The organism is Corynebacterium sp., from assembly GCF_030538285.1.
Lineage (GTDB): Bacteria > Actinomycetota > Actinomycetes > Mycobacteriales > Mycobacteriaceae > Corynebacterium.
In genome coordinates this window covers 231-19,242 of sequence record NZ_JAUNUG010000046.1, presented here as the reverse complement: position 1 = coordinate 19,242, position 19,012 = coordinate 231, and the positions used below count along the sequence as shown (strand labels likewise).

The 19,012-nt window shown below is 68.1% G+C and carries 19 protein-coding genes; 17 read left to right on the top strand and 2 right to left on the bottom strand.

The window, feature by feature from the left end; all coding sequences use genetic code 11:
• The 7 genes from Q4G50_RS12435 to Q4G50_RS12405 all read left to right on the top strand — a co-directional run.
• A partial coding sequence (locus tag Q4G50_RS12435; RefSeq protein WP_303377969.1) for a DNA-directed RNA polymerase subunit alpha C-terminal domain-containing protein occupies positions 1-209 on the top strand: 209 nt, incomplete at its 5' end.
• A 69-nt stretch (positions 210-278) separates the two neighbouring features.
• Positions 279-890 (top strand): 50S ribosomal protein L17, encoded by a 612-nt coding sequence (rplQ, locus tag Q4G50_RS12430; protein ID WP_303377968.1) that lies wholly within the window; start codon positions 279-281, stop codon positions 888-890.
• A gap of 310 nt (positions 891-1,200) precedes the next feature.
• The gene (locus Q4G50_RS12425) at positions 1,201-1,392 is read left to right on the top strand and encodes a DUF2892 domain-containing protein (RefSeq protein WP_303377967.1); all 192 of its coding nucleotides are present in this window, start codon (positions 1,201-1,203) and stop codon (positions 1,390-1,392) included.
• A 20-nt stretch (positions 1,393-1,412) separates the two neighbouring features.
• Entirely contained in the window at positions 1,413-2,261 is an 849-nt protein-coding gene (gene truA / locus Q4G50_RS12420) for a tRNA pseudouridine(38-40) synthase TruA (RefSeq protein ID WP_303377966.1), read from the top strand.
• A 72-nt stretch (positions 2,262-2,333) separates the two neighbouring features.
• A complete protein-coding gene (locus Q4G50_RS12415) occupies positions 2,334-4,610 on the top strand; it encodes a DUF6541 family protein (protein WP_303377965.1) in 2,277 nt (758 codons plus the stop codon).
• Between the two features lie 62 nt (positions 4,611-4,672).
• Positions 4,673-5,902, top strand: coding sequence for a type VII secretion protein EccB (gene eccB / locus Q4G50_RS12410; protein WP_303377964.1), 1,230 nt, complete (start codon positions 4,673-4,675; stop codon positions 5,900-5,902).
• A gap of 36 nt (positions 5,903-5,938) precedes the next feature.
• Entirely contained in the window at positions 5,939-6,367 is a 429-nt protein-coding gene (locus Q4G50_RS12405) for a TIGR02611 family protein (protein WP_303377963.1), read from the top strand.
• On the opposite strand, the gene Q4G50_RS12400 is transcribed toward Q4G50_RS12405, so the two are convergent.
• Both Q4G50_RS12400 and eccD read right to left on the bottom strand, forming a co-directional pair.
• Entirely contained in the window at positions 6,330-7,409 is a 1,080-nt protein-coding gene (locus tag Q4G50_RS12400; protein WP_303377962.1) for a S8 family serine peptidase, read from the bottom strand. The two genes, Q4G50_RS12405 and Q4G50_RS12400, sit on opposite strands and share 38 nt — an antisense overlap.
• A complete protein-coding gene (eccD, locus tag Q4G50_RS12395; RefSeq protein ID WP_303377961.1) occupies positions 7,406-8,725 on the bottom strand; it encodes a type VII secretion integral membrane protein EccD in 1,320 nt (439 codons plus the stop codon). The genes Q4G50_RS12400 and eccD overlap by 4 nt, the downstream gene beginning before the upstream one ends.
• 193 nt (positions 8,726-8,918) lie before the next feature.
• Between eccD and eccCa the strand changes: the two genes are divergently transcribed.
• The 10 genes from eccCa to Q4G50_RS12345 all read left to right on the top strand — a co-directional run bounded on the left by eccCa (position 8,919) and on the right by Q4G50_RS12345 (position 18,759).
• Positions 8,919-12,539 carry a type VII secretion protein EccCa gene (gene eccCa, locus Q4G50_RS12390; protein WP_303377960.1) on the top strand — a complete coding sequence of 1,207 codons (3,621 nt, stop codon included), beginning with the start codon at positions 8,919-8,921 and terminating at the stop codon, positions 12,537-12,539.
• Positions 12,536-13,495, top strand: a complete 960-nt coding sequence (locus tag Q4G50_RS12385; RefSeq protein ID WP_303377959.1) for a type VII secretion-associated protein — start codon at positions 12,536-12,538, stop codon at positions 13,493-13,495. The genes eccCa and Q4G50_RS12385 overlap by 4 nt, the downstream gene beginning before the upstream one ends.
• A gap of 128 nt (positions 13,496-13,623) precedes the next feature.
• Positions 13,624-13,941: a WXG100 family type VII secretion target gene (locus Q4G50_RS12380; RefSeq protein ID WP_303377958.1), complete on the top strand. Its 318-nt coding sequence runs from the start codon at positions 13,624-13,626 to the stop codon at positions 13,939-13,941.
• Between the two features lie 25 nt (positions 13,942-13,966).
• Positions 13,967-14,254: a WXG100 family type VII secretion target gene (locus tag Q4G50_RS12375; protein ID WP_303377957.1), complete on the top strand. Its 288-nt coding sequence runs from the start codon at positions 13,967-13,969 to the stop codon at positions 14,252-14,254.
• Positions 14,255-14,529: 275 nt separating this feature from the next.
• The gene (gene rplM, locus Q4G50_RS12370) at positions 14,530-14,973 is read left to right on the top strand and encodes a 50S ribosomal protein L13 (RefSeq protein ID WP_303377956.1); all 444 of its coding nucleotides are present in this window, start codon (positions 14,530-14,532) and stop codon (positions 14,971-14,973) included.
• Positions 14,970-15,524: a 30S ribosomal protein S9 gene (gene rpsI, locus Q4G50_RS12365; RefSeq protein WP_303377955.1), complete on the top strand. Its 555-nt coding sequence runs from the start codon at positions 14,970-14,972 to the stop codon at positions 15,522-15,524. The genes rplM and rpsI overlap by 4 nt, the downstream gene beginning before the upstream one ends.
• A gap of 85 nt (positions 15,525-15,609) precedes the next feature.
• Positions 15,610-16,953 carry a phosphoglucosamine mutase gene (glmM, locus tag Q4G50_RS12360; RefSeq protein WP_303377954.1) on the top strand — a complete coding sequence of 448 codons (1,344 nt, stop codon included), beginning with the start codon at positions 15,610-15,612 and terminating at the stop codon, positions 16,951-16,953.
• Positions 16,954-17,036: 83 nt separating this feature from the next.
• Positions 17,037-17,327: a hypothetical protein gene (locus tag Q4G50_RS12355; protein ID WP_303377953.1), complete on the top strand. Its 291-nt coding sequence runs from the start codon at positions 17,037-17,039 to the stop codon at positions 17,325-17,327.
• Positions 17,324-18,547, top strand: a complete 1,224-nt coding sequence (locus tag Q4G50_RS12350; RefSeq protein WP_303377952.1) for a hypothetical protein — start codon at positions 17,324-17,326, stop codon at positions 18,545-18,547. Before Q4G50_RS12355 ends, Q4G50_RS12350 begins: the two co-directional genes overlap by 4 nt.
• Entirely contained in the window at positions 18,547-18,759 is a 213-nt protein-coding gene (locus tag Q4G50_RS12345) for a hypothetical protein (protein WP_303377951.1), read from the top strand. The genes Q4G50_RS12350 and Q4G50_RS12345 overlap by 1 nt, the downstream gene beginning before the upstream one ends.
• Positions 18,760-19,012: the final 253 nt, after the last annotated feature.

Genomic DNA, 19,012 nt, shown 5'->3' with positions numbered 1-19,012 from the left:
TCGGTGAGCTCGCAGAGTGCACCGAATCGGACCTGCTGGACATCCGCAACTTCGGACAGAAGTCCATCAACGAGGTGAAGATCAAGCTCGCCGGCCTGGGCCTGACCCTGAAGGACGCCCCGGAGGATTTCGATCCGACCACCATCGAGGGCTACGACGCTGAGACCGGCGACTTCGTCGACAACGACGCAGCCGAGGATTCCGAGTAGCACACCCCCAGGGCCGCGTCCCCGACGCAGCCCACGCGCTCACCACACACGTACCCGAGGAGTACCACAATGCCTACCCCTAAGAAGGGCGCCCGTCTCGGCGGCTCCGCGAGCAACCAGAAGAAGATCCTCTCTAACCTGGCTGCCTCGCTGTTCGAGCACGGCGCAATCAAGACCACCGACGCCAAGGCCAAGGCCCTGCGTCCGTTCGCCGAGAAGCTGATCACCAAGGCCAAGGACGGCTCCGTCGCCGCCCGCCGCCAGGTGCTGGCTGAGATGCCGCAGAAGGACGTCGTCGCCTACCTCTTCAACGAGCTGGCCCCGAAGTTCGAGAACCGTCAGGGTGGTTACACCCGCATCATCAAGCTGGAGAACCGCGCCGGCGACAACGCCCCGATGTCCCAGATCTCCCTCGTCCTCGAGGAGACCGTCAGCGCCGAGGCCACCCGTGCCACCCGCGCCGCCGCCTCCAAGAAGGCTGCCGAGGAGACTGAGTCTGAGGCTTCCGAGGCTCCGGCCGAGGAGACCAACGAGGACAACGTCGAGGTCAACGCCGAGGACACCGCCGCCGACCCGGCCGAGCCGGCCGAGGGCGACGTTGCCGCTGAGGCTCCGACCCAGGACGACTCCGTCGCCGAGGCCGAGGCTGAGGCCAAGGCTGAGGAGACCGAGGAGAAGTAACTTCTCTCTCTCGCACCGCCCCATTCTCGTCACCGGGAGTGGGGCGGTCGCTTTTTTCTGGTGCGCCGGCACTGCGTTCGCCCTGCGTTTGACGATATTCGCCATGCTTAAGTACAGCAGATATGCACAAACGTCATGGGAGGAGTCCGCGCCCCTGCGTTCCCCCTGCGTTTGATGATAATCGCCATGCATAAGTACAGCGGAAATGCATAAACGCCAGGGGAGGAGCGCCAGCCCGGTCGCCTCCCGCGTCACGAATCACACCGGATACCCCTGGCCGTATCTCTGGGGCGGGCGTAGCGTGAGAAGCATGAAACCGAACGAGTCTTCCGCTGACCGCGCTATCCGCGGTGTCATCGCTGTCGTTGCCCTGATCGTCGCTTTCCTGGTCTCTGGACCGCTGCGCATCGTCTTGTTCGTGGTGGCCGCCATCATGGCTCTCACTGCGGCCGTGGGCTTCTGCCCGATCTACCGGGTGCTGGGGGTCGGTACCCGGAAATAGGGCGGTAGGCTGTGGTGATCATGAGTGATGAGCACCTGCGCCTGCGCCTCGACCTGGCCTATGACGGCACCGATTTTCACGGCTGGGCGCGACAGAAGCAGCCCGGGCTGCGCACCGTGCAGGGCGTCCTCGAGGACGCCCTGTCGCTGATTCTGCGCATCAACGCCCACCTCACCGTCGCCGGCCGCACCGACGCCGGTGTCCACGCCGCCTGGCAAGTCGCCCACCTTGATGTGCCGCCGGACAGTTTGCAGCAGCGCACCATTGATGGCGATCCGTCCCGCCTGGTGCGCCGCCTGGCCAGACTGCTGCCGGAGGACGTCCGGGTCCACGCCGTCACGTCCGCGCCGGAAGGCTTCGACGCCCGCTTCTCCGCCCTGCGCCGCCACTACGTCTACCGGGTGAGTACCCACCCGCGCGGCCCGCTACCCACCCGTAACCGGGACACCGCGCACTGGATCAAACCGGTCGCCCTCGCCGATATGCAGGCCGCCGCCGACGTGCTCGTGGGCCTGCATGATTTCGCCGCCTTCTGTAAACCACGTGAGCACGCCACCACCATCCGTGAGTTGCAGTCCTTCACCTGGCACGATGTGTCCACCCGCACGGAACCTCAAACCTACGAGGCGCACGTCACGGCCGACGCTTTTTGCTGGAACATGGTGCGCTCCCTGGTGGGGACGTGTCTGGCGGTGGGGGAGGGGCGTCGAGAAGCATCGTTACCCGGTCAGCTGCTCTCCGAAACTCAACGTTCCCCGCTTATCCCACTGGCCCCGGCGAAGGGGTTGAGCCTGACGGGCGTGGACTACCCGGAGCCGGGGGAGTTGGCCGCCCGGGCGGATATCACCCGCGACCGGCGCAGCCTGTGACGCTTTCCAACCCGAGGGTTGTAGAGTATGGGATTGTTTGACAGAAGCTGAGAAAAAGAAAGGTGCCCCGGGGTGGAAACAACGACACTGGTGCTCATCGCCGCGCTGGTGTTCACCGTGCCCGGGGCCGGACTCGGCTGGATTTCCGGGCTGCGCCTGCCGTGGGCACTCGCCGGATCCATACCCGTCACCTTCGGCCTCTACGGCTTGGCGGGATGGGTCCTCGGGCAGATGGACATCCGCTTCGACTGGTTGTCCTTCGCCATCTTCTGGCTGCTCGCCGCCCTCCTGGCAGCCCTGTGGCGTGGCGGTTTCTGGCTTGTGGCCCGACGGCGGGACGCGGCGGAGGGCGACGTCGCCAAGCATCGTTGGTGGCAGGATCGCCAGGGCACCATCCTCGACCCGGCGTGGATCTTGCCTGGTACCGGTGTCATCACCGGCATGTGGTTGTTCATCCACCATGGGCTGCGCTTTTTCGAGGACGTCCCCCATGGCCTGGGCAACATCGTGCAAGGCTGGGATGTGCACTGGCATGCGTCGATGGTGCGGTGGTTCATGGACGCCGGGATCGGCGATCCGACCCGCATGGGCGAACTGCGCCATATTGAAACAGGCAATGACCTCTACTACCCCTCCGCCTGGCATATCGGGGCCGGTCTGGCGGGGGAGGCCGCGAACATCAGCGCCATCGAGGCCATCAACCTCACCAGCGTTGTGCTGCCGGGCATGCTCCTGCCCCTGACGGTGGCGATGCTGGCGTGGAAGATGATCGGACGCGTCGGGCTCACCGCCCAGATCGCGGCCGCGATCGGCGGTATCGCGGTGTTCGCCTCGCCGGTGCTCATGTGGATCGGCACCTACACCGGCATGTGGCCGTACCTGGCGTCGATGGCCGCTTCCGGCGTGGTCATCGCGATGCTCATGCACGTGCCCTATCGCCCGATCGCGGCGCTGGCGGCGATGCTGGCGCTCACCGGCCTGGTGCAGATGCACCCGGCGCCGGTGACGGTCGTCGTCCTCGCACTTGCCGCGTGGTGGCTGCTGCACCTGGTGTGGGCGCCTTCACGACGCCCCGGCACCCGCCGTGAGGCAGTTCTTGTCCGGCTCAAGGACGTCGGTTGGCTGGCGCTGGCCGGTGTCCTCGGCGTGGGCATCCTGCTGCCCCAGTTGCTTAGCGGCTCGGAAGCCACGGAGGAGGTGTCCAACTGGCAGGCGCTGGAAGATGTCACCCGCGGTGAATCGTGGGAGAAGGCGCTGCTCATGCAGACCCGCCACATCGACTTCTTCCCGGAGTTGAACCAGACGCTGCTGCTGTGGCTGGCCGGTATCGGGGCTGTCGCGCTACTGCTGTGGCGCCGCAACCTGTGGGCACCTGTGGTGTGGTTCCTCTCCGCGGCGATGACCGCGAACGCGCTGCTGCCCTTCGACAACGTCTGGGGCGAGTGGCTGGCGATCGTGGGCAACCTGCACTACGCCACCGCGCACCGCCTGGTCATGCCCGTCGCCCTGTTCGTCTTCGCCGCGGCGGCGGTCGGTGTGGCCGTGATCATCCGTCTCATCTCCCTGGCCCCGCTGGCCGCTTCCCGGGACAACACGTGGGGGCGGGTCTCGCTCGCCGTGTCCGTCATCCTGGCGGTCGGCGCCGGGTGGGGCACCACCCTGTGGGCCACCCGAGACAGCGTGCTGGAGGGGGCGGAGACCTCGATCAATGCGCCGCGCCACGATCAGCGGATGGTCTCGGAGGCCGATATCCGTGCATTCGACTGGCTGGCTGAACAGCCCGGCGCCTATGAGGGCACCATCTACGGTGAGCCTGCCGACGGACACGGCTGGATGTACGCCTACAACGGGCTGCCCTCTGTCATGCGCCACTACCTGTGGCCGCACGTCCACCGGACCTCCGACACCGACCTGCTCTACTGGCACCCGAACCTCATCGGTGTGGGCAACCACGGCGATCCGGAGCAGGAGAACAACGTGGACAAGGCCGCTCAGCGGATGGGCGTGAAATACTACTTCCTCTCCCCGTGGAGCTTCTGGGCTTTCCAGGAGCCACGTCTGGAAATGGTCGACGGCTTGTGGGAAACCCCGGGTGTCACGCCCGTGTACCGGGAGGACAATGTCGCCATTTTCGCCGTGAACCAGGAGTTTACGGACGAGGAACTGCTGCAGATGCGGGCGCCGGGCAATTCCCCGGAGGAGTTGCCCCCGCTGCCTCTCGACGAAGAGGGCAACCCCGATTTCCACCGCCCCTCCAAGCCGGACATGGAGGAGGGCTCCCCCGTGGATGCCCCCGGCAATCCGGCCTTGGATGAGCCTCCGGTTGAGATCCCGGCCACCCGGCCTTAGGCTGTCGCCGTAGATGCACCCCGGGGGTCGGGGTGTGGGGGTCATCTTGAGGGGGAGATGATGTGACATCGACGTTGATGCCGACCACCCGCGCGCAGGTGTCGGGCCACCGTTTCCTGCGCCGCCGTGTGGAACATGGCCTGGTGCTGGGCGATATCCGGATGATTCATGATCCTTTGGCAACGCGTTCCCGCGCGCTGACTTTCGGGGTGGTGGCGGTGGTGATGATCAGCGTCGGGGCAGGGCTCATGGCCTGGTTGCGGCCAGCCCCCGACCCGGGGGAGGCCCCGATCCTGCAGACCGCGGACGGGGCGTTGTTCGTCGCTGTCGACGCGCACCTCCACCCCGTGGCCAACCTCGCTTCCGCGCGTCTGATCGCCGGGGGTGCGGAGGAACCGGCCCGGGTTGGGGCGAGCGTGCTCGCGGACATGGAGCGCGGGGTACCGGTGGGGATCCATCCGGCGCCGTTGGTCCTTGCTGGGCAGGCGACCGTGGTGGAGGCGGCGTGGTCGGCGTGCGCCACCACCGACACGGTGACGGTGGCGGTGGGGGAGCACACGAATCCGCTGGGTGGGCACCGTGGGGTGCTGGCCGTCGGTGGTGGGCGGGAATGGATGCTCACTGCGGCCGGGCGCCACGAATTACCGGGCGAGCACACCCCGGAGGGGCGGATCCTGCGCCGCGCGCTGGGTATTACGGCGGCGAGCCCACGGTGGGAGCCGCCGGAGGCGGTGCTCACCACGATCGCGGAGCGTGATCCCTACCGGCTGCCGGAGCACCTGCCCGAGGAGATCCTCGACACGGGTGCCGGGCAGTGGGCGTTGCTGCCGGAGGGGGTGGCCCCGCTGCGTGAAATCCAGGCGGAGATCCTGGCTGATGCCGGGGTGCCGTGGCGTTCGATAGCGCGCGAGGAGCTGGCCGGCTACCCGGATGCGTCGCTGCCGATGACCTTGCCGCCGCTCGCCCCGCAGTTGTTGGACCCGGCGGAAGTCACGGTGTGTTCCACCGACACTCAGGTGACCACCCTGCACAGTGACACCGCGCCGGTGCGGCTGTCCGGGAACGGGGTGGCCGATGAGTTCCTGTCGACCCTGCCGGCGGCCGTGGCGGTGGATACCGGGCACGGCCACCACGTGGTGGATGTCACGGGCCTGCGGCATACCGTGCCGACGCGGGCGGACCTGGAGGCCCTGGGGCTGCCTGCCCCTTTATCGGCGCCGTGGCCGGTGGTGCGCCTTTTGCCGGAGGGCCCGGAGCTGAGCCAGGCGGCCGCTCTCCAGGCCGCCTACTAGGGGGAACTTTCGCAGGCGCTACTCCGTTGAATCTTTATGCCGTCGATGAGACAGATGGTCTCCGAGCGCATTGAGCGCATCGAGGACACCCACGCCAGCGCCAAGGAGGGCAAGTACGGCTTCATGGTGCGTCCGCTCACCCTGACGCTGGGGTGGACCGTGGTCATCATCGGTCTGATCACCATCCCCTTGCCCGGGCAGGGCTGGCTGACCACGTTTATCGGGGTGGGCATCCTGTCCCTGGAGCAGCGGTGGGCGAAGAATCTGCTGATCAGGGGCGTGCGCCTGTACGACCGCTTCTTCGAGTGGTTCCACCGCCAGCGCCAATCGGTGCGGGTGATGCTGGTGATCATGCTCATCGTGATGATCTGGGTGGTGTTTCTAGGTATCGGCTACGGCGCGTGGCGCGCCGGGTCGCTCGATTTCCTCACGCCCTACGCCACCCAGCTCGGCTTAGTGCGATAAGCAGCGCGGCCCCGGCGGCCGCCAGCAGCACCGTCCGGGCGGTACGCCCGGTTGTGGTTTCTGGTTTTTCCTGCTTATCGACGCTCACCTCCCGCCCCATCACCTCGTAGTGACCGCTGACGTGGCTGAGGGTGGTGTGTGGGTCGACGACCCCGTGCCCGGGTTCGGCCGCCTGGTGGATGAGAGTGCGGATCTCGGCGGCCGAGGCGTGAGGATGACGTTCAATGAGCAACGCCGCCACCCCCGCTACCTGCGGGGCGGCAAAGCTGGTGCCCTCGAAGGCGGCCTCCTGCCCATGGGCGTTGACCGTGCCACGCGCCCAGCCGTGCCCGTGCGGGGCCGGGGCGACGGGGACGCTGCCGGTGGCGGCGAGCTCCCCGCCGGGCAGGACATAATCCGCCAGGGCGTGCGGATCCCCGTGGTGGAGCGCGCTGACCGCCAGCACCGTCTCCTCCTGCGCCGGGTACACCGCCATGCCGGGCTGGCAGGGTCCGCCGGCGTTGCCGGCGGCGGCGACGATGACGGCGTCCTCGGCCTCCGCGCGGTGGAGGGCGTCGTGGAGGAGGCGGGCGTCGAGAAGCAATGACGGGTCGAGGCAGGAGACGACGGAGACGTTGATCACCCGGGCACCCGCATCGAGGGCGGCGTGGATGCCGTGGGTGAGTGTCTCCAGGGTGCCGCCGGACTGCTCCCGGTAATGGGCGCTGGACTGGCGGATACTCATCATTCGCGCGCCGGGGGCGATATCGCGGATGACGCCCGCGACGATCGTGCCGTGGCCATCACAATCCAGGTGTGGATCCGGGGTGTGCGGGGTGACCAGGTCCGCCACCGGCTCCACCTCCCCGAGGTGCGGGTGGGGGTTGATGCCGGTGTCGATGACTGCCACCGCCACCCCTTCGCCGCGGGCCAGCTGCTCATAAGGCCGGTGCGGGCTGTCCGGTGCGGTGGCCTCCAGCGGGCGCACACATGCGATGTCCTGGGCCTGTGCCGGTGGGGTGGCGAGGATGAGCAGCGCCGCGCTGAGAAGAAGCGCCCTCATCCTAAGCCCCTGATCAGTACGAACAGCCCGGCCAGGTGCGCCGCGAGGGGCAGGGTCGCAGCTAAGGCGAGGGATTCGGCGCGCTCCCACCACACCACGGCGGTGGGTTCCAGTTCCGGCACGCGCGCCGCCCACAACGGGGCGGTGAGCGCAGCGGCCGCCAACGCGGAAGCCAGCACCCACTGCGCGGGGTGGGCGGCCGCCACCGCTGCGGCGATGCATGCTGCCAGGCCCACCGACATCCACGACCACGCGGCAACGGCCTGCCGGTGGCGTGCTGCGTGGAGGACGACGGCACCGGCTGTCGCCACGCACAGTCCCTGTGCGAAACCGCCCCCGTGGCTGCCGATGACCGCCACCGCCGGGATCATCGCCCCGGCCGCGCCGATAGCCGCCCCCGCGTGGAAATGCCGGGCGCGGTGGGCGCGGGTACCAATATCCGCGGGAGTGCCGTCCGTGACCTGCAGATCCTGCCCCGCGGTGGGTAGGCGGGGAACTTTCAGACCAGCGGCGCGGGTGGCCAACGTGGGGACCTGGGCGATGAACACCACCCCGGCAGCCACCACCAGGGCGGCAGCCGCCAACCCCGGATCCGCCACATGCGAGGGCACAAAAGCCCCGAGCGCGGCGATTCCCGCGGCCGCGAGGAGGGTGGCCGCCGCGGCGCTCGCCCGCTCGCCGATCCCGCGCAACACCACCAGGAGCAGGAGCGCTGCGGCGCTGGTACCACACGCCGCCAGCGCCGCCAGCCCCAGCGTGGCGGGCTCGGTGAGCTCCGCGGGGCGGGCGGACTCCAACACTGTCGCCGCCGCCGCAGCCCCCGCGCCCCACAGAACCGGCACGGCCAGGCCGCGGACCTGCCGGTTGGCAACCACCACCGCGCCCACCGCCCCGGTAGCCAGCGCCAATGCCTGTGACCAGGGAAGATGCGCGCTGGCGATGAAGAGCACGGCCAGCGACCCGGCAATCGTGCCAGCGGCGGCGAGGCCCTGGGCGGTGGTGGGGGAGCCGGTCTCGGCGAGGGCCTCGGCGGCGTCGCGAAGCACCGGCAACGCACCCGCATGGCGCGGGGTGCACACGATCACCGCCCCATCCTCCAACCCCGTCTGATGCAGAGGCACCGCCGGATCCAGGGGCGTCCCGGCAGCCGTGGTGGACAACCACGGGCGGGAAATCCGCGGCGCACCGATCAACGAGACAATCTCCGGGATGACCTCCGCCAGCGTGGACCCCGCAGGCAGGGCCACATCGGCATCCCGCTGATAGACACCCACCTGGAAACGGACGGTGACACGCAGCACATGATCGATGGACATCAGATTTCTCCCCCTCCCGTGGGACTGCGGCGGGCACACCCCCTGTGCAGCCCGCATCTGCTACCGCATTGTGGCCTGTGCGGGTGGGGCTGTCCACCGGAGACGGCCACCGAGCGCGACCACCGGAGGTGTTCTAGCATGACGGGAGACTGACGCCGGTTGGGGTGACCGGCGGGAAACAAGGGGGGTAACCATGGCCGACGTGTCCCTGCTGGCCGCACAACGCATCCACCACGTGGTGGAACCACTGAGCACCGCCGAACGCGAACCCGCGCCACCACTGCCGCAGGGTTCCCTCAGCGCTGAGCCGGTCCCGCCGGCCCCCCGCCCGGGGCAGGTGCCCCTGCTGCGCATCCTCATGCCGCTGGTCATGGTGGCGGGCATGCTCGCCATGGTGGCACTCATGGTGCTCGGCGGGGCAGGCGCGAACCCTATGATATTACTTTTCCCGTTAATGATGGGCATGTCGATGCTCATGATGTTTGCCCCGCAGCAGGGCGAGGACGTCGACGACACCCGCCGCACCTACCTCCGCCACCTCGGGGCTCTGCGGGAAAAGGCCCTGGCCAATGCCCGCCGCCAGCGGGCGCATGAATTCCACCGCCACCCGGCCCCCGCCGACCTGTGGACCTGGGTCGAGGGCCGCCGCCTGTGGGAACGCGGCCCCGATGATGCTGACGCCCTGGAGGTCCGCCTCGGCGTCGGCGACACCGCCTTGTGCACCCCGGTGCAGGTCCCGGACTCCGGGGCCCCGGAAGACCTGGACCCGGTGTGCGCCGTCAGCTTGCGCCGCACCGTACAGGCGGTCGGCGTGTGCCCGGCGATGCCGGTGGCGGTGCAGCTGCAGGCGTTTCGCTTCCTGGGGATCGCCGGCCCCGGCGCGCAGGACCTGGCCCGCGCGATCATCGCCCAACTGGTGGTCGCCCACGGTCCGGAGACCGTCGCGGTGGAGGCGATCAGCGCGGGTGGACGCGAGTGGGAGTGGCTGAAGTGGCTGCCGCACACCCGCCACCCGGCAGGTGCCCGCCACCGCATCCTCATCGTCGACCACGTCACCACCACCGGCACCGAGCCCTATATCGACGACCCGACGTGGACCACCATCATCGACGTCGGCTCCCGGGCCACCACCGCACTAGGAATGCGCGCCGAACAGGAGGGACTGGCCTTATCTGCCGATGGGGAGCTGTTGGCGCACACGGCGGCCGGCGTCGAGAAGCTCGGTGACGCCGACCGGATGCGGCCGGAAGAAGCCCTCATCCTGGCCCGCGCGCTCACCCGCTTCCGGCGCCCCGATGGCGCCACCGCGGAGGGTGGGCGCGACCTCCTCTCACTTATCGGTGTCGCCGACATCGACGCGCTCACCCCGGAGACGATGTGGCCGGGCCGGGAACTCAGCCGCCAACGCCTGGTCATCCCGATCGGCACCACCGAGCAGGGCGTGCCGGTGCGCCTGGATCTGAAGGAATCCGCCCACGGTGGGATGGGCCCGCACGGGTTGTGCATCGGCGCGACGGGTAGTGGAAAATCCGAGTTGTTGCGCACCCTCGTCGTCTCCCTCGCGGCGACGCACAGCCCCGATGAACTCAACCTGGTGCTCGTCGATTTCAAGGGCGGCGCCACCTTCCTGGGTTGCGAGGGATTGCCGCACACCTCGGCGGTGATCACCAACCTGGCGGATGAAGCGGTGCTGGTGGAGCGCATGTTCGACGCGATCTCCGGGGAACTCAACCGCCGCCAGGAGGTGCTGCGGGAAGCCGGTAACCTCTCCAACGTCACCGAGTACACCACCGCCCGCCTCAGTGGGGCGGACCTGAAACCGTTGCCCGCGCTGGTCATCGTCGTCGACGAGTTCTCCGAGCTGCTCGCCGCGCACCCCGACTTCGCGGACCTCTTCGTCGCCGTGGGCCGCCTCGGGCGTTCACTGCACGTGCATCTCCTGCTGGCCTCACAGCGCCTGGAGGAGGGGCGGCTGCGCGGCCTTGATTCGCACCTGTCCTACCGTGTGGGCCTGAAGACTTTCTCGGCCGCGGAATCCCGGCAGGTCCTCGGCGTCACCGATGCCTATCATCTGCCTGCCCGCCCCGGCGCGGGATACCTGCGCCACGACGCCGACAGCCTCACCCGTTTCCAGGCCGCCTACGTCTCCGGCCCGTTGGAACGCCGCGATGTCACCGCCCTGCCCGGTGGTTCGGCCCGCGTCGCCCTGTTCACCGGGTGGGAGCAGTTCGATGAGGTCGCCGCGCCCACCGTCGTCGATGAATCCACGACACTGCTGCATGCCATCGTCGACCGTGCCCGCGCCACCGCCGCCGCGCGCGGGCAGACCGCACACCAGGTGTGGCTACCGCCGTTGCCACCCATGGTGGAACTGGCCGGGGTGGCCGATGACATCGGGGAGCTAGGTGCTGTGATCGGCATCGTCGATCTGCCCTATCACCAGCGCCAGGACCCCTTGGCGCTGGATCTGGGCGCCGGGGGCGGGCACGCCGCGGTGTGTGGGGGCCCGCAATCCGGTAAATCGACGGCACTGCGCACCATCGTCACCTCGCTGGCGGCGACTCATTCCACCTCCGCGCTACGCTTCTACGTCATCGACCTCGGCGGGGAGCTCGCTACCCTGGAACGCCTACCGCATGTCGCCGGGGTGGCGGGGCGAGGGGATCCCGAAAGGATCCGCCGCATCGTCGATGAGGTCGCGGGCTTTATCGACGAACCGGAAGCGCGCCACACCTTCCTCGTCGTCGATGGCTGGCATGCCTTAGCCGCCGACTTCGAAGACCTCATCGAACCGCTGACCTCGCTGGCGGCGGACGGGCCGTCGAAACGCATCCACCTGGTGGTGTCCACCCCGCGGTGGACGGTGCTGCGCCCGGCGATCCGGGACCTGATCTCCCACCGCATCGAACTCAAACTCGGTGAGGCCATGGACTCGCTCATTGACCGGAAGGCACAGCAAAAGCTCCCCGCCCGCCCCGGAAGGGGCCTGGACCCGGAGGGCCGGCAGATGCTCATCGCGCAGAGCTCCAACCAGGACATCGCCCACATCGCCACCGCCTGCACCGAGGACCCCGTCCCCGCGCTCAAGGTCCTGCCCGCGCGTGTGGCCCTGGCGGAACTGGAGCCTGCCCCCGGCATCCCGCTGGCCGTCGGCGGCCCCCGCCTGGCCACCCTCACCTGGGATCCGGCCACCAGCCCGCACCTGGTGTGCATCGGCGGGCAGGGTTCCGGCAAGTCGACACTGCTGGCCACCGTCATGGCGGGAATCTGTGATCTCGGGCGCGACGCCGCCCGCCTGGTGCTCATCGACCACCGCCGGGCGCACCTGGGCACGATCGATGAGGCCATGCTCGCCGCCTACTCCGCCACCACGACCGCCACCGCCGACACCATCCGCGATGTGCTGGCCACCTGCAACACCCGGCTGCCGGGCCCGGACATCACTCCCGCGCAGCTGGCGGCCCGTGACTGGTGGTCGGGCCCGGAGATCTACCTCGTCATCGATGACCTCGACCTGGTCGCCGACCACGACCTCGCCCGCCTCATGGACCTGCTCCCGCATTCCCGCGACATCGGCCTCCACCTGGTCCTCGCCCGCAAGGCCGGCGGCATCGGCCGTGCGCTGTTCTCACCGTTTCTCGCGGCAGTCCGCGACCAGGTACCCGCTGTTGTGCTTCTCGACGCCGACCGCGACGAAGGCACCATCTTCGGCATCAAACCCCGCACCCAACCACCCGGCCGCGGTACCTGGCAGGTCCGCGGGGAGACCATCGGCGTCTGCCAGGTCGCCGTCGACTCAAGGAGACAACCATGAGCGCCCCCACCGTCCACGACACGTTAACCATCACTGTCCTCGACACCGCCACCATCTTCGAGGGCCCCGACACCGTCTACCGCTACGACCTCCCCGGCACCGGCATCATCGACGGCTGGGCCTTAGCCGCCGTCCTGGACCAGGCCCGGGAACTGTGCAGCCTCAACTGGCCCGACGTGGAGGTGGTCATCGACGCCGATGATCCCACCACCGAAGTCCTCACCCGCTCCCTGCTCAACAAAGGGGTCGCCGCCTACCCGGCCGAAGTCCTGCGCGAGACACCCCTGCCCGAGGTGGAGGACGTGCCCGTCACCCGGCCCACCGCTGATGCCGGACGCCACCGCCTGCACACCGCCCTGCGCCCCTTTCCGGTGCTCATCGCCGTTGTCGTCGTGGCCATCCTGGCCTTGAGCTGGTGGGTCGTCGGCGGCCAACCCACCCCCGCGGAATCCGCCGCGCCAGCGGCGACCGCAACACCGACCACCCCGTCACCACCGCCGACCTCGAGTACTGCGGTGAGTACTGCGGCGTCGATAAGCAGCACACCAGAACCGCGCGCCGTCCTAGAACATGAACGACTCCGTTTCGAAGCGCCCACCGGATTCCAACTCGAGGACCGCGAGGGACTGCTGCTGGCCACCGGCGCCGACCCGGAACTGCGCATCCGGCTGGCCGCCGACCCCATCTACTCGGTGCCTGCCGACGCCGTCGAAACCCAGATCCACTCCATGATCACCACCGACCAGACCCTCCACCCCCTCGACCCGGAACGCGCCGGACGCGGCATCGAAGTCATCCGCTACCGCGAGGAACCCGGCGACGGATCCACCGTCACCTGGCACACCTGGGTCGAATCAGAACACCAGATCTCCGTCGGATGTCACTCCCGCGGCGCCCCGACCCTGCCGCAGCAGGCCGCGTGCCGCATGGTCCTCGACTCCGTGACCATCCGCTGACCTGCGCCGATGCGGGAGAAGAAAAATAGTTTGCCCTCCGAGGGAACCTTTCACCCGTTTTCGGAGTCCAACAATGGTGGACGGGCCAGTAACGGCCCGCCGCACCATTCACACTCGGGAGGGACCCCATGACCCAGATGTTTAGAACCGAAGCCGACGTGATGCTGGCCACCGCCGGCCACGTCGACACCACCAACAACGAAGTACAGAGCGAACTGACCCGCCTGCAGGGCGTCGTCGACGGTGTCCGCGCCAGCTGGGCCGGCAGCGCCGCCGTTTCCTTCGACGGACTCATGCAGCGCTGGAACACCTCCGCCGCCGAACTCCGCGAAGCCCTGACCAGCATCTCCGACAACATTCGACATAACGCCCGCGCATTTGAATCCATGGAGGCCGATAACACCCAGGCCTTCAACAACGTCGGCGGCCAGGGCCTGGCCCTGTAGAGCTCTCACAGAATAAGGACACACAATGGACGCAATCAAGTACCAGTTCGGCGCCATCGAGGCCGCCGCCGGCGACATCAACGCCACCTCCGGGCGCATCACCGCGCTTCTCGACGATCTGAAGTCCCAGCTCCAGCCCATGGTCGCCACCTGGGAGGGTGACTCTGCCACCGCCTACGCCGAGGCACAGGCCAAGTGGGACCGCTCCGCCGCAGAACTCAACACCATCCTGGCCACCATCTCCCGCACCGTCAGCCAGGGCAACGAGCGCATGTCCGACGTCAACCGCCAGGCCGCCGCCAGCTGGGGCTGAGCCTGACAGCACCGGGCCCCTGACCCATATAAGGGGACAGACGCGGACCCTGGCCCGGCTGCTCACGTGTGAAAGCCCGGGCAGGCAATCACACAATCCACGCCCGCACCTTCTCCGGAGGGTGCGGGCGTTTTGGATTCCATCCACCTGGCCTTTACACTGGACAAGTTGTGTGCGCTGAACACGGGTCTCCACCGGCCGCCGTGTGACAGCCAGGCACCGACCAGCAGGACCCATGGCCGGCAGTCCCCAGACAGACTTTCAAGGAGTCATTAGTGTCTACTTACCACCCGAAGAGCGGTGACATCACCCGTAAGTGGTACGTCATCGACGCCACCGATGTGGTGCTGGGTCGTCTCGCCACCCACGCAGCGGATCTGCTGCGCGGCAAGGGCAAGCCCCAGTACACCCCGAACGTTGACTGCGGCGACCACGTCGTCATCATCAACGCCGACAAGGTCCACGTGTCCTCCAACAAGCGTGACCGCGAGATGCGCTACCGCCACACCGGCTACCCGGGTGGTCTGCGCTCCATGACCCTGGGCAAGGCTCTGGACACCCGTCCGGAGCGCGTGGTCGAGGAAGCTATCACCGGCATGATGCCGCACAACAAGCTCTCCCGCGCTTCCGTGAAGAAGCTCCACGTTTTCGCCGGCTCCGAGCACCCGTACGCCGGCCAGCAGCCCGAGACCTACGAGATCAAGCAGGTGGCACAGTGACCGAGCAGAACGAGAACCTGAACGAGGACCAGAACGTGGCTGAGGCCGGCGACATCGACGCCGCCACCGCCGCCACCGAGGAGTTCAACTACACCATCGGCGACGCCGTCGCCCCGGAGGTCTCCGAGGAGGAGGCTGCCGAGGTTGCTGCCCCAATCGAGCTGGACGGCCCGATCCAGACCGTTGGTCGTCGTAAGCGCGCCATCGCCCGCGTCCACCTGGTTGCTGGCTCCGGTGAGATCACCTGCAACGGCCGCCCGATCGAGGAGTACTTCCCGAACAAGCTGCACCAGCAGGACATCATGCAGCCGCTCGCTCTCTTGGAGCGCGAGGGCCAGTTCGACATCAAGGCCAACATCGCTGGTGGCGGCCCGACCGGCCAGTCCGGTGCTCTGCGCCTGGCTATCGCCCGTGCGCTGAACCAGTACAACCCGGCTGACCGCGCCGCCCTGAAGAAGGCTGGCCTGCTCACCCGTGACGCTCGTGCCGTCGAGCGTAAGAAGGCTGGTCTGCACAAGGCACGTCGTGCCCCGCAGTACTCCAAGCGCTGATTTTTTCTCCGCTTGTCGACGCCGCCCCACCGCACGGTGGGGCGGCGTTCGCCGTTTCCGGACTACGGCAGGCATAATGTCCGTCATGACTCGACTTTTCGGTACTGACGGAGTTCGCGGCCTGGCGAACAAGGACCTCACTGTCTCCCTGGCTCTGCAGCTGGGTGCGGCGGCCGCGGATGTTCTGACGAAGCACCGGCAGTCCAGTGAGCGGCGCCCGACCGCGATCGTCGGCCGTGATCCCCGTGTCTCCGGCGAGATGCTCGCCGCTGCCCTGGCCGCCGGTATGGCGTCCCGCGGTGTCGACGTCCTGCGCGTGGGCGTCATCCCCACTCCGGGCGTGGCTTTCCTCACCGACGACTACGGTGCGGACATGGGTGTGATGATCTCCGCCTCCCACAACCCCATGCCCGATAACGGCATCAAGTTCTTCTCCGCCGGGGGCCGCAAGCTGCCCGATTCCGTGGAGGATGAGATCGAAACCGCCATGGCCTCCCTGCCTGACAATGGTCCCACCGGCACCGGCGTGGGCCGTGTCATCGAGGAATCCCCGGACGCGCAGGACCGCTACCTCAAGCACCTGGCAGAGGCGTCCCCGATCGACCTGTCCGGCATCAAGGTTGTTGTTGACGCTGCCAACGGCGCCGCTTCCGTCGTCGCCCCGAAGGCCTATGCGGCGGCAGGCGCGGAGGTCGTGGCCATCCACAACAAACCCAACGCCTACAACATCAACGACAACTGTGGTTCCACCCACATCGATCAGCTGCAGAAGGCAGTCGTCGAGCATGGCGCCCACCTGGGCCTGGCGCATGATGGTGACGCCGACCGCTGCCTCGCCGTCGACGCGGAGGGCAATGTCATCGACGGCGACCAGATCATGGCTGTCCTGGCGGTGGCGATGAAGGAGAAGTCCGAGCTGCGCAAGAACACCCTGGTGGCCACGGTCATGTCCAACCTGGGACTGCGCCTGGCCATGGAGGAGCAGGGCATCACCATGCTGGAGACCAAGGTCGGCGACCGTTATGTCCTCGAGGAGCTCAACGCCGGCGGCTACCGTCTCGGCGGCGAGCAGTCCGGTCACATCGTGCTGCCGGTGCACTGCACCACGGGCGACGGCACGCTGACGGGCTTAAAGCTCATGGCCCGCATGGCGGAGACCGGGACCTCCCTGAAGGATCTGGCGGGGGTGATGAAGGTGCTGCCGCAGGTGCTCATCAACGTGCCGGTGGCCAACAAGGCCGCGATCATGGACTCCGCAGAGGTCCAATCGGCGATGCGGGAAGCCGAGGTGGAGCTCGGCGGAAAGGGCCGTGTGCTGCTGCGACCCTCCGGCACTGAGGAGCTGTTCCGCGTCATGGTGGAGGCCGCCGAGACTGAGCAGGCGCGCCGGGTGGCGGGCCGTCTGGCGGCTGTTGTGGCAGCAGTTTAGGAATCTCGGGAACCTTTTGCCCCTTTGCGGAGTCCAATGATGGTGGGAACTTCACTTTCTGGACCACGCAAGGGGGATTTTTCATGTCCGGTATCGAACTGGAACACACCGCGGCGCTTGCCGCCCTGACCCATCTACTCAACGACAGCGAGGAGCAACAGCGACTGCACGCCCAGTCGGAGCCGTCGCTTCCCGCGGCGGCCTGCGGCCGGGATTTCACTGACCGGGGTGCCGCCATCGCCGAGATGCTGCGCGGCATCCACGCCGCCGGGACCTCGCGTATCGACGCCCTCCGCGACACCACCGACGCGGCAGCAACGCAGGTACGGGTGCTGCGCGATGTCGATAAGCAATTCGGCGGTGAACTGTCATGATCGACGTCTACCGCGGCGCGGAACGCATGCTCATCGGCGCCTCCCGGGGCCACTACCGGGGTGCTTCCGTTGCCCCTGCCGCCGTGGCGCAGGCGTTGAGCGCCACCAGTGGTCTGCAGCCCGAACAACTGGCCACCCACACCCGCGCCGCCGTCACCGGCTCCACCGCCACCCGTATGCGTGGTGGGCTGGTCGGCACCGCGCTGGAGATGGTCGCCGAGGTCGCCCTCGGGGAAATTTTCCAGCGCCTGGGTGATGCCGCTGTCGACTGGATCGATAACCGCAGCTCCTCCGAGAAGCTCATCGACGACGCCGATGACGCCGCCGATGCCCTCACCGACATCACCGACATCTCGGACAGCGCCTGCACCGAGATCCTCACCGCCCTGCAGGCCGTGATCAGCCAGCTGTGCGCCTTCCTCGCGCGCATCGACCCGCTCGAGCACCCGCACAGCTTCGCCGAGTGCATAGCCGCAGGTTCACAGCTTATCGACGCCGCCGGCACCAACATCCTCGAACTCTGCCACGACCGCGACACAGCCGTCACCGGCTGCCTCGACGAGTTCCTCACCCGCGGCCGTGCCATCTGCGAAGAACCCGCCCCCAAGCCCGCACCCGCCGTCGTCGACCGCGGGCCTGCTGGGCCTGGCGGGTCTAGTGGGTCTGCCGCCACGCCGATGGAGACACCGACCACACCACAAAGCGCCCCGCCTGCGGAACCTGCTCCGCCGCCTCCCGCTCCACCAGCTGAGCCCGCTCCTCCACCGAAGAAGCCCGTGGAGCCGGTGGAAGCACCCACCACCCCACAGACCGTCACCCCACCGGACACAGTGGAATGCCCACCCGTCGAGTGTGAACCGGTACCGGCGCCGGTTGCCGAGGAATGCCCGCCTGCCGCGGGTGAGGACTGCTGCGGAGTCCTCGGACTCGTCGGACTGGGCGTTCTGCTGGTCGGAGCCGCCCTGCTCATCGACGCACTAGCCGACTTCGAGCTGCCCCTGCCGACCGAGATCCCTGAACCCGAAGCACCTGCCCCGGAACCCGCGCCCGAACCCCCGCCGCCGCCGAAGCAGAACTTAACGGACGTGCCGGAACCCCCGCCGCCGCCGAAGAAGACCGATACGATGCCCGCCCACCAGCCAGCCCCCGCCCAGTCCCCCAACCCCCCAGCCACCTCGGATAGCTCCGCGGTGGGCGCTCGAAAGGCAGGTGCCTGGTAATGGAATTCGAGGAGTTTGCACGCCAGTTCCGTCAGCGGACCACGCAGCGGATGATGGAGTTCGAAAAGGCCCTGGCCGAGGCGCAGGGCAGGGTAGAGAAATCGGTTCGCCCGCCCACTCGGCAACAGCAACCGACTCCGACGGTGGCCCCCGCGCCGGCCCGGCGGGCGTCGGGTCGTGGGCAGGTGCAGGGGTTGCTGCGTAAGAGCTGAGGGGTTTCGGACGCCCCCACCCAGCCGGTGCCCGGACGCCAAGGTCCGGATCCCCCTGCAAACGAGTATTTCCACTGTGCATGTGTACAGCGGATATGCACCAACGCCGGGGGACTATCCCTCGTGAGAGCACTCGGCGCTCCGGGCCCGGGCACCGCTCCGAACCGTCCCCACCCAGCCGGTGCCCGGACGCCCATCTCCGGATCCCCCTGCAAACGAGTATTTCCACTGTGCATGTGTACAGCGGATATGC

Coding starts and splice junctions, on each gene's coding strand:
- rplQ (WP_303377968.1), top strand. CDS start 279: ATGCCTACCCCTAAGAAGGGCGCCCGTCTCGGCGGCTCCGCGAGCAAC.
- Q4G50_RS12425 (WP_303377967.1), top strand. CDS start 1,201: ATGAAACCGAACGAGTCTTCCGCTGACCGCGCTATCCGCGGTGTCATC.
- truA (WP_303377966.1), top strand. CDS start 1,413: ATGAGTGATGAGCACCTGCGCCTGCGCCTCGACCTGGCCTATGACGGC.
- Q4G50_RS12405 (WP_303377963.1), top strand. CDS start 5,939: ATGCCGTCGATGAGACAGATGGTCTCCGAGCGCATTGAGCGCATCGAG.
- Q4G50_RS12400 (WP_303377962.1), bottom strand. CDS start 7,409: ATGAGGGCGCTTCTTCTCAGCGCGGCGCTGCTCATCCTCGCCACCCCA.
- eccD (WP_303377961.1), bottom strand. CDS start 8,725: ATGTCCATCGATCATGTGCTGCGTGTCACCGTCCGTTTCCAGGTGGGT.
- eccCa (WP_303377960.1), top strand. CDS start 8,919: ATGGCCGACGTGTCCCTGCTGGCCGCACAACGCATCCACCACGTGGTG.
- Q4G50_RS12385 (WP_303377959.1), top strand. CDS start 12,536: ATGAGCGCCCCCACCGTCCACGACACGTTAACCATCACTGTCCTCGAC.
- Q4G50_RS12380 (WP_303377958.1), top strand. CDS start 13,624: ATGACCCAGATGTTTAGAACCGAAGCCGACGTGATGCTGGCCACCGCC.
- Q4G50_RS12375 (WP_303377957.1), top strand. CDS start 13,967: ATGGACGCAATCAAGTACCAGTTCGGCGCCATCGAGGCCGCCGCCGGC.
- glmM (WP_303377954.1), top strand. CDS start 15,610: ATGACTCGACTTTTCGGTACTGACGGAGTTCGCGGCCTGGCGAACAAG.
- Q4G50_RS12355 (WP_303377953.1), top strand. CDS start 17,037: ATGTCCGGTATCGAACTGGAACACACCGCGGCGCTTGCCGCCCTGACC.
- Q4G50_RS12350 (WP_303377952.1), top strand. CDS start 17,324: ATGATCGACGTCTACCGCGGCGCGGAACGCATGCTCATCGGCGCCTCC.
- Q4G50_RS12345 (WP_303377951.1), top strand. CDS start 18,547: ATGGAATTCGAGGAGTTTGCACGCCAGTTCCGTCAGCGGACCACGCAG.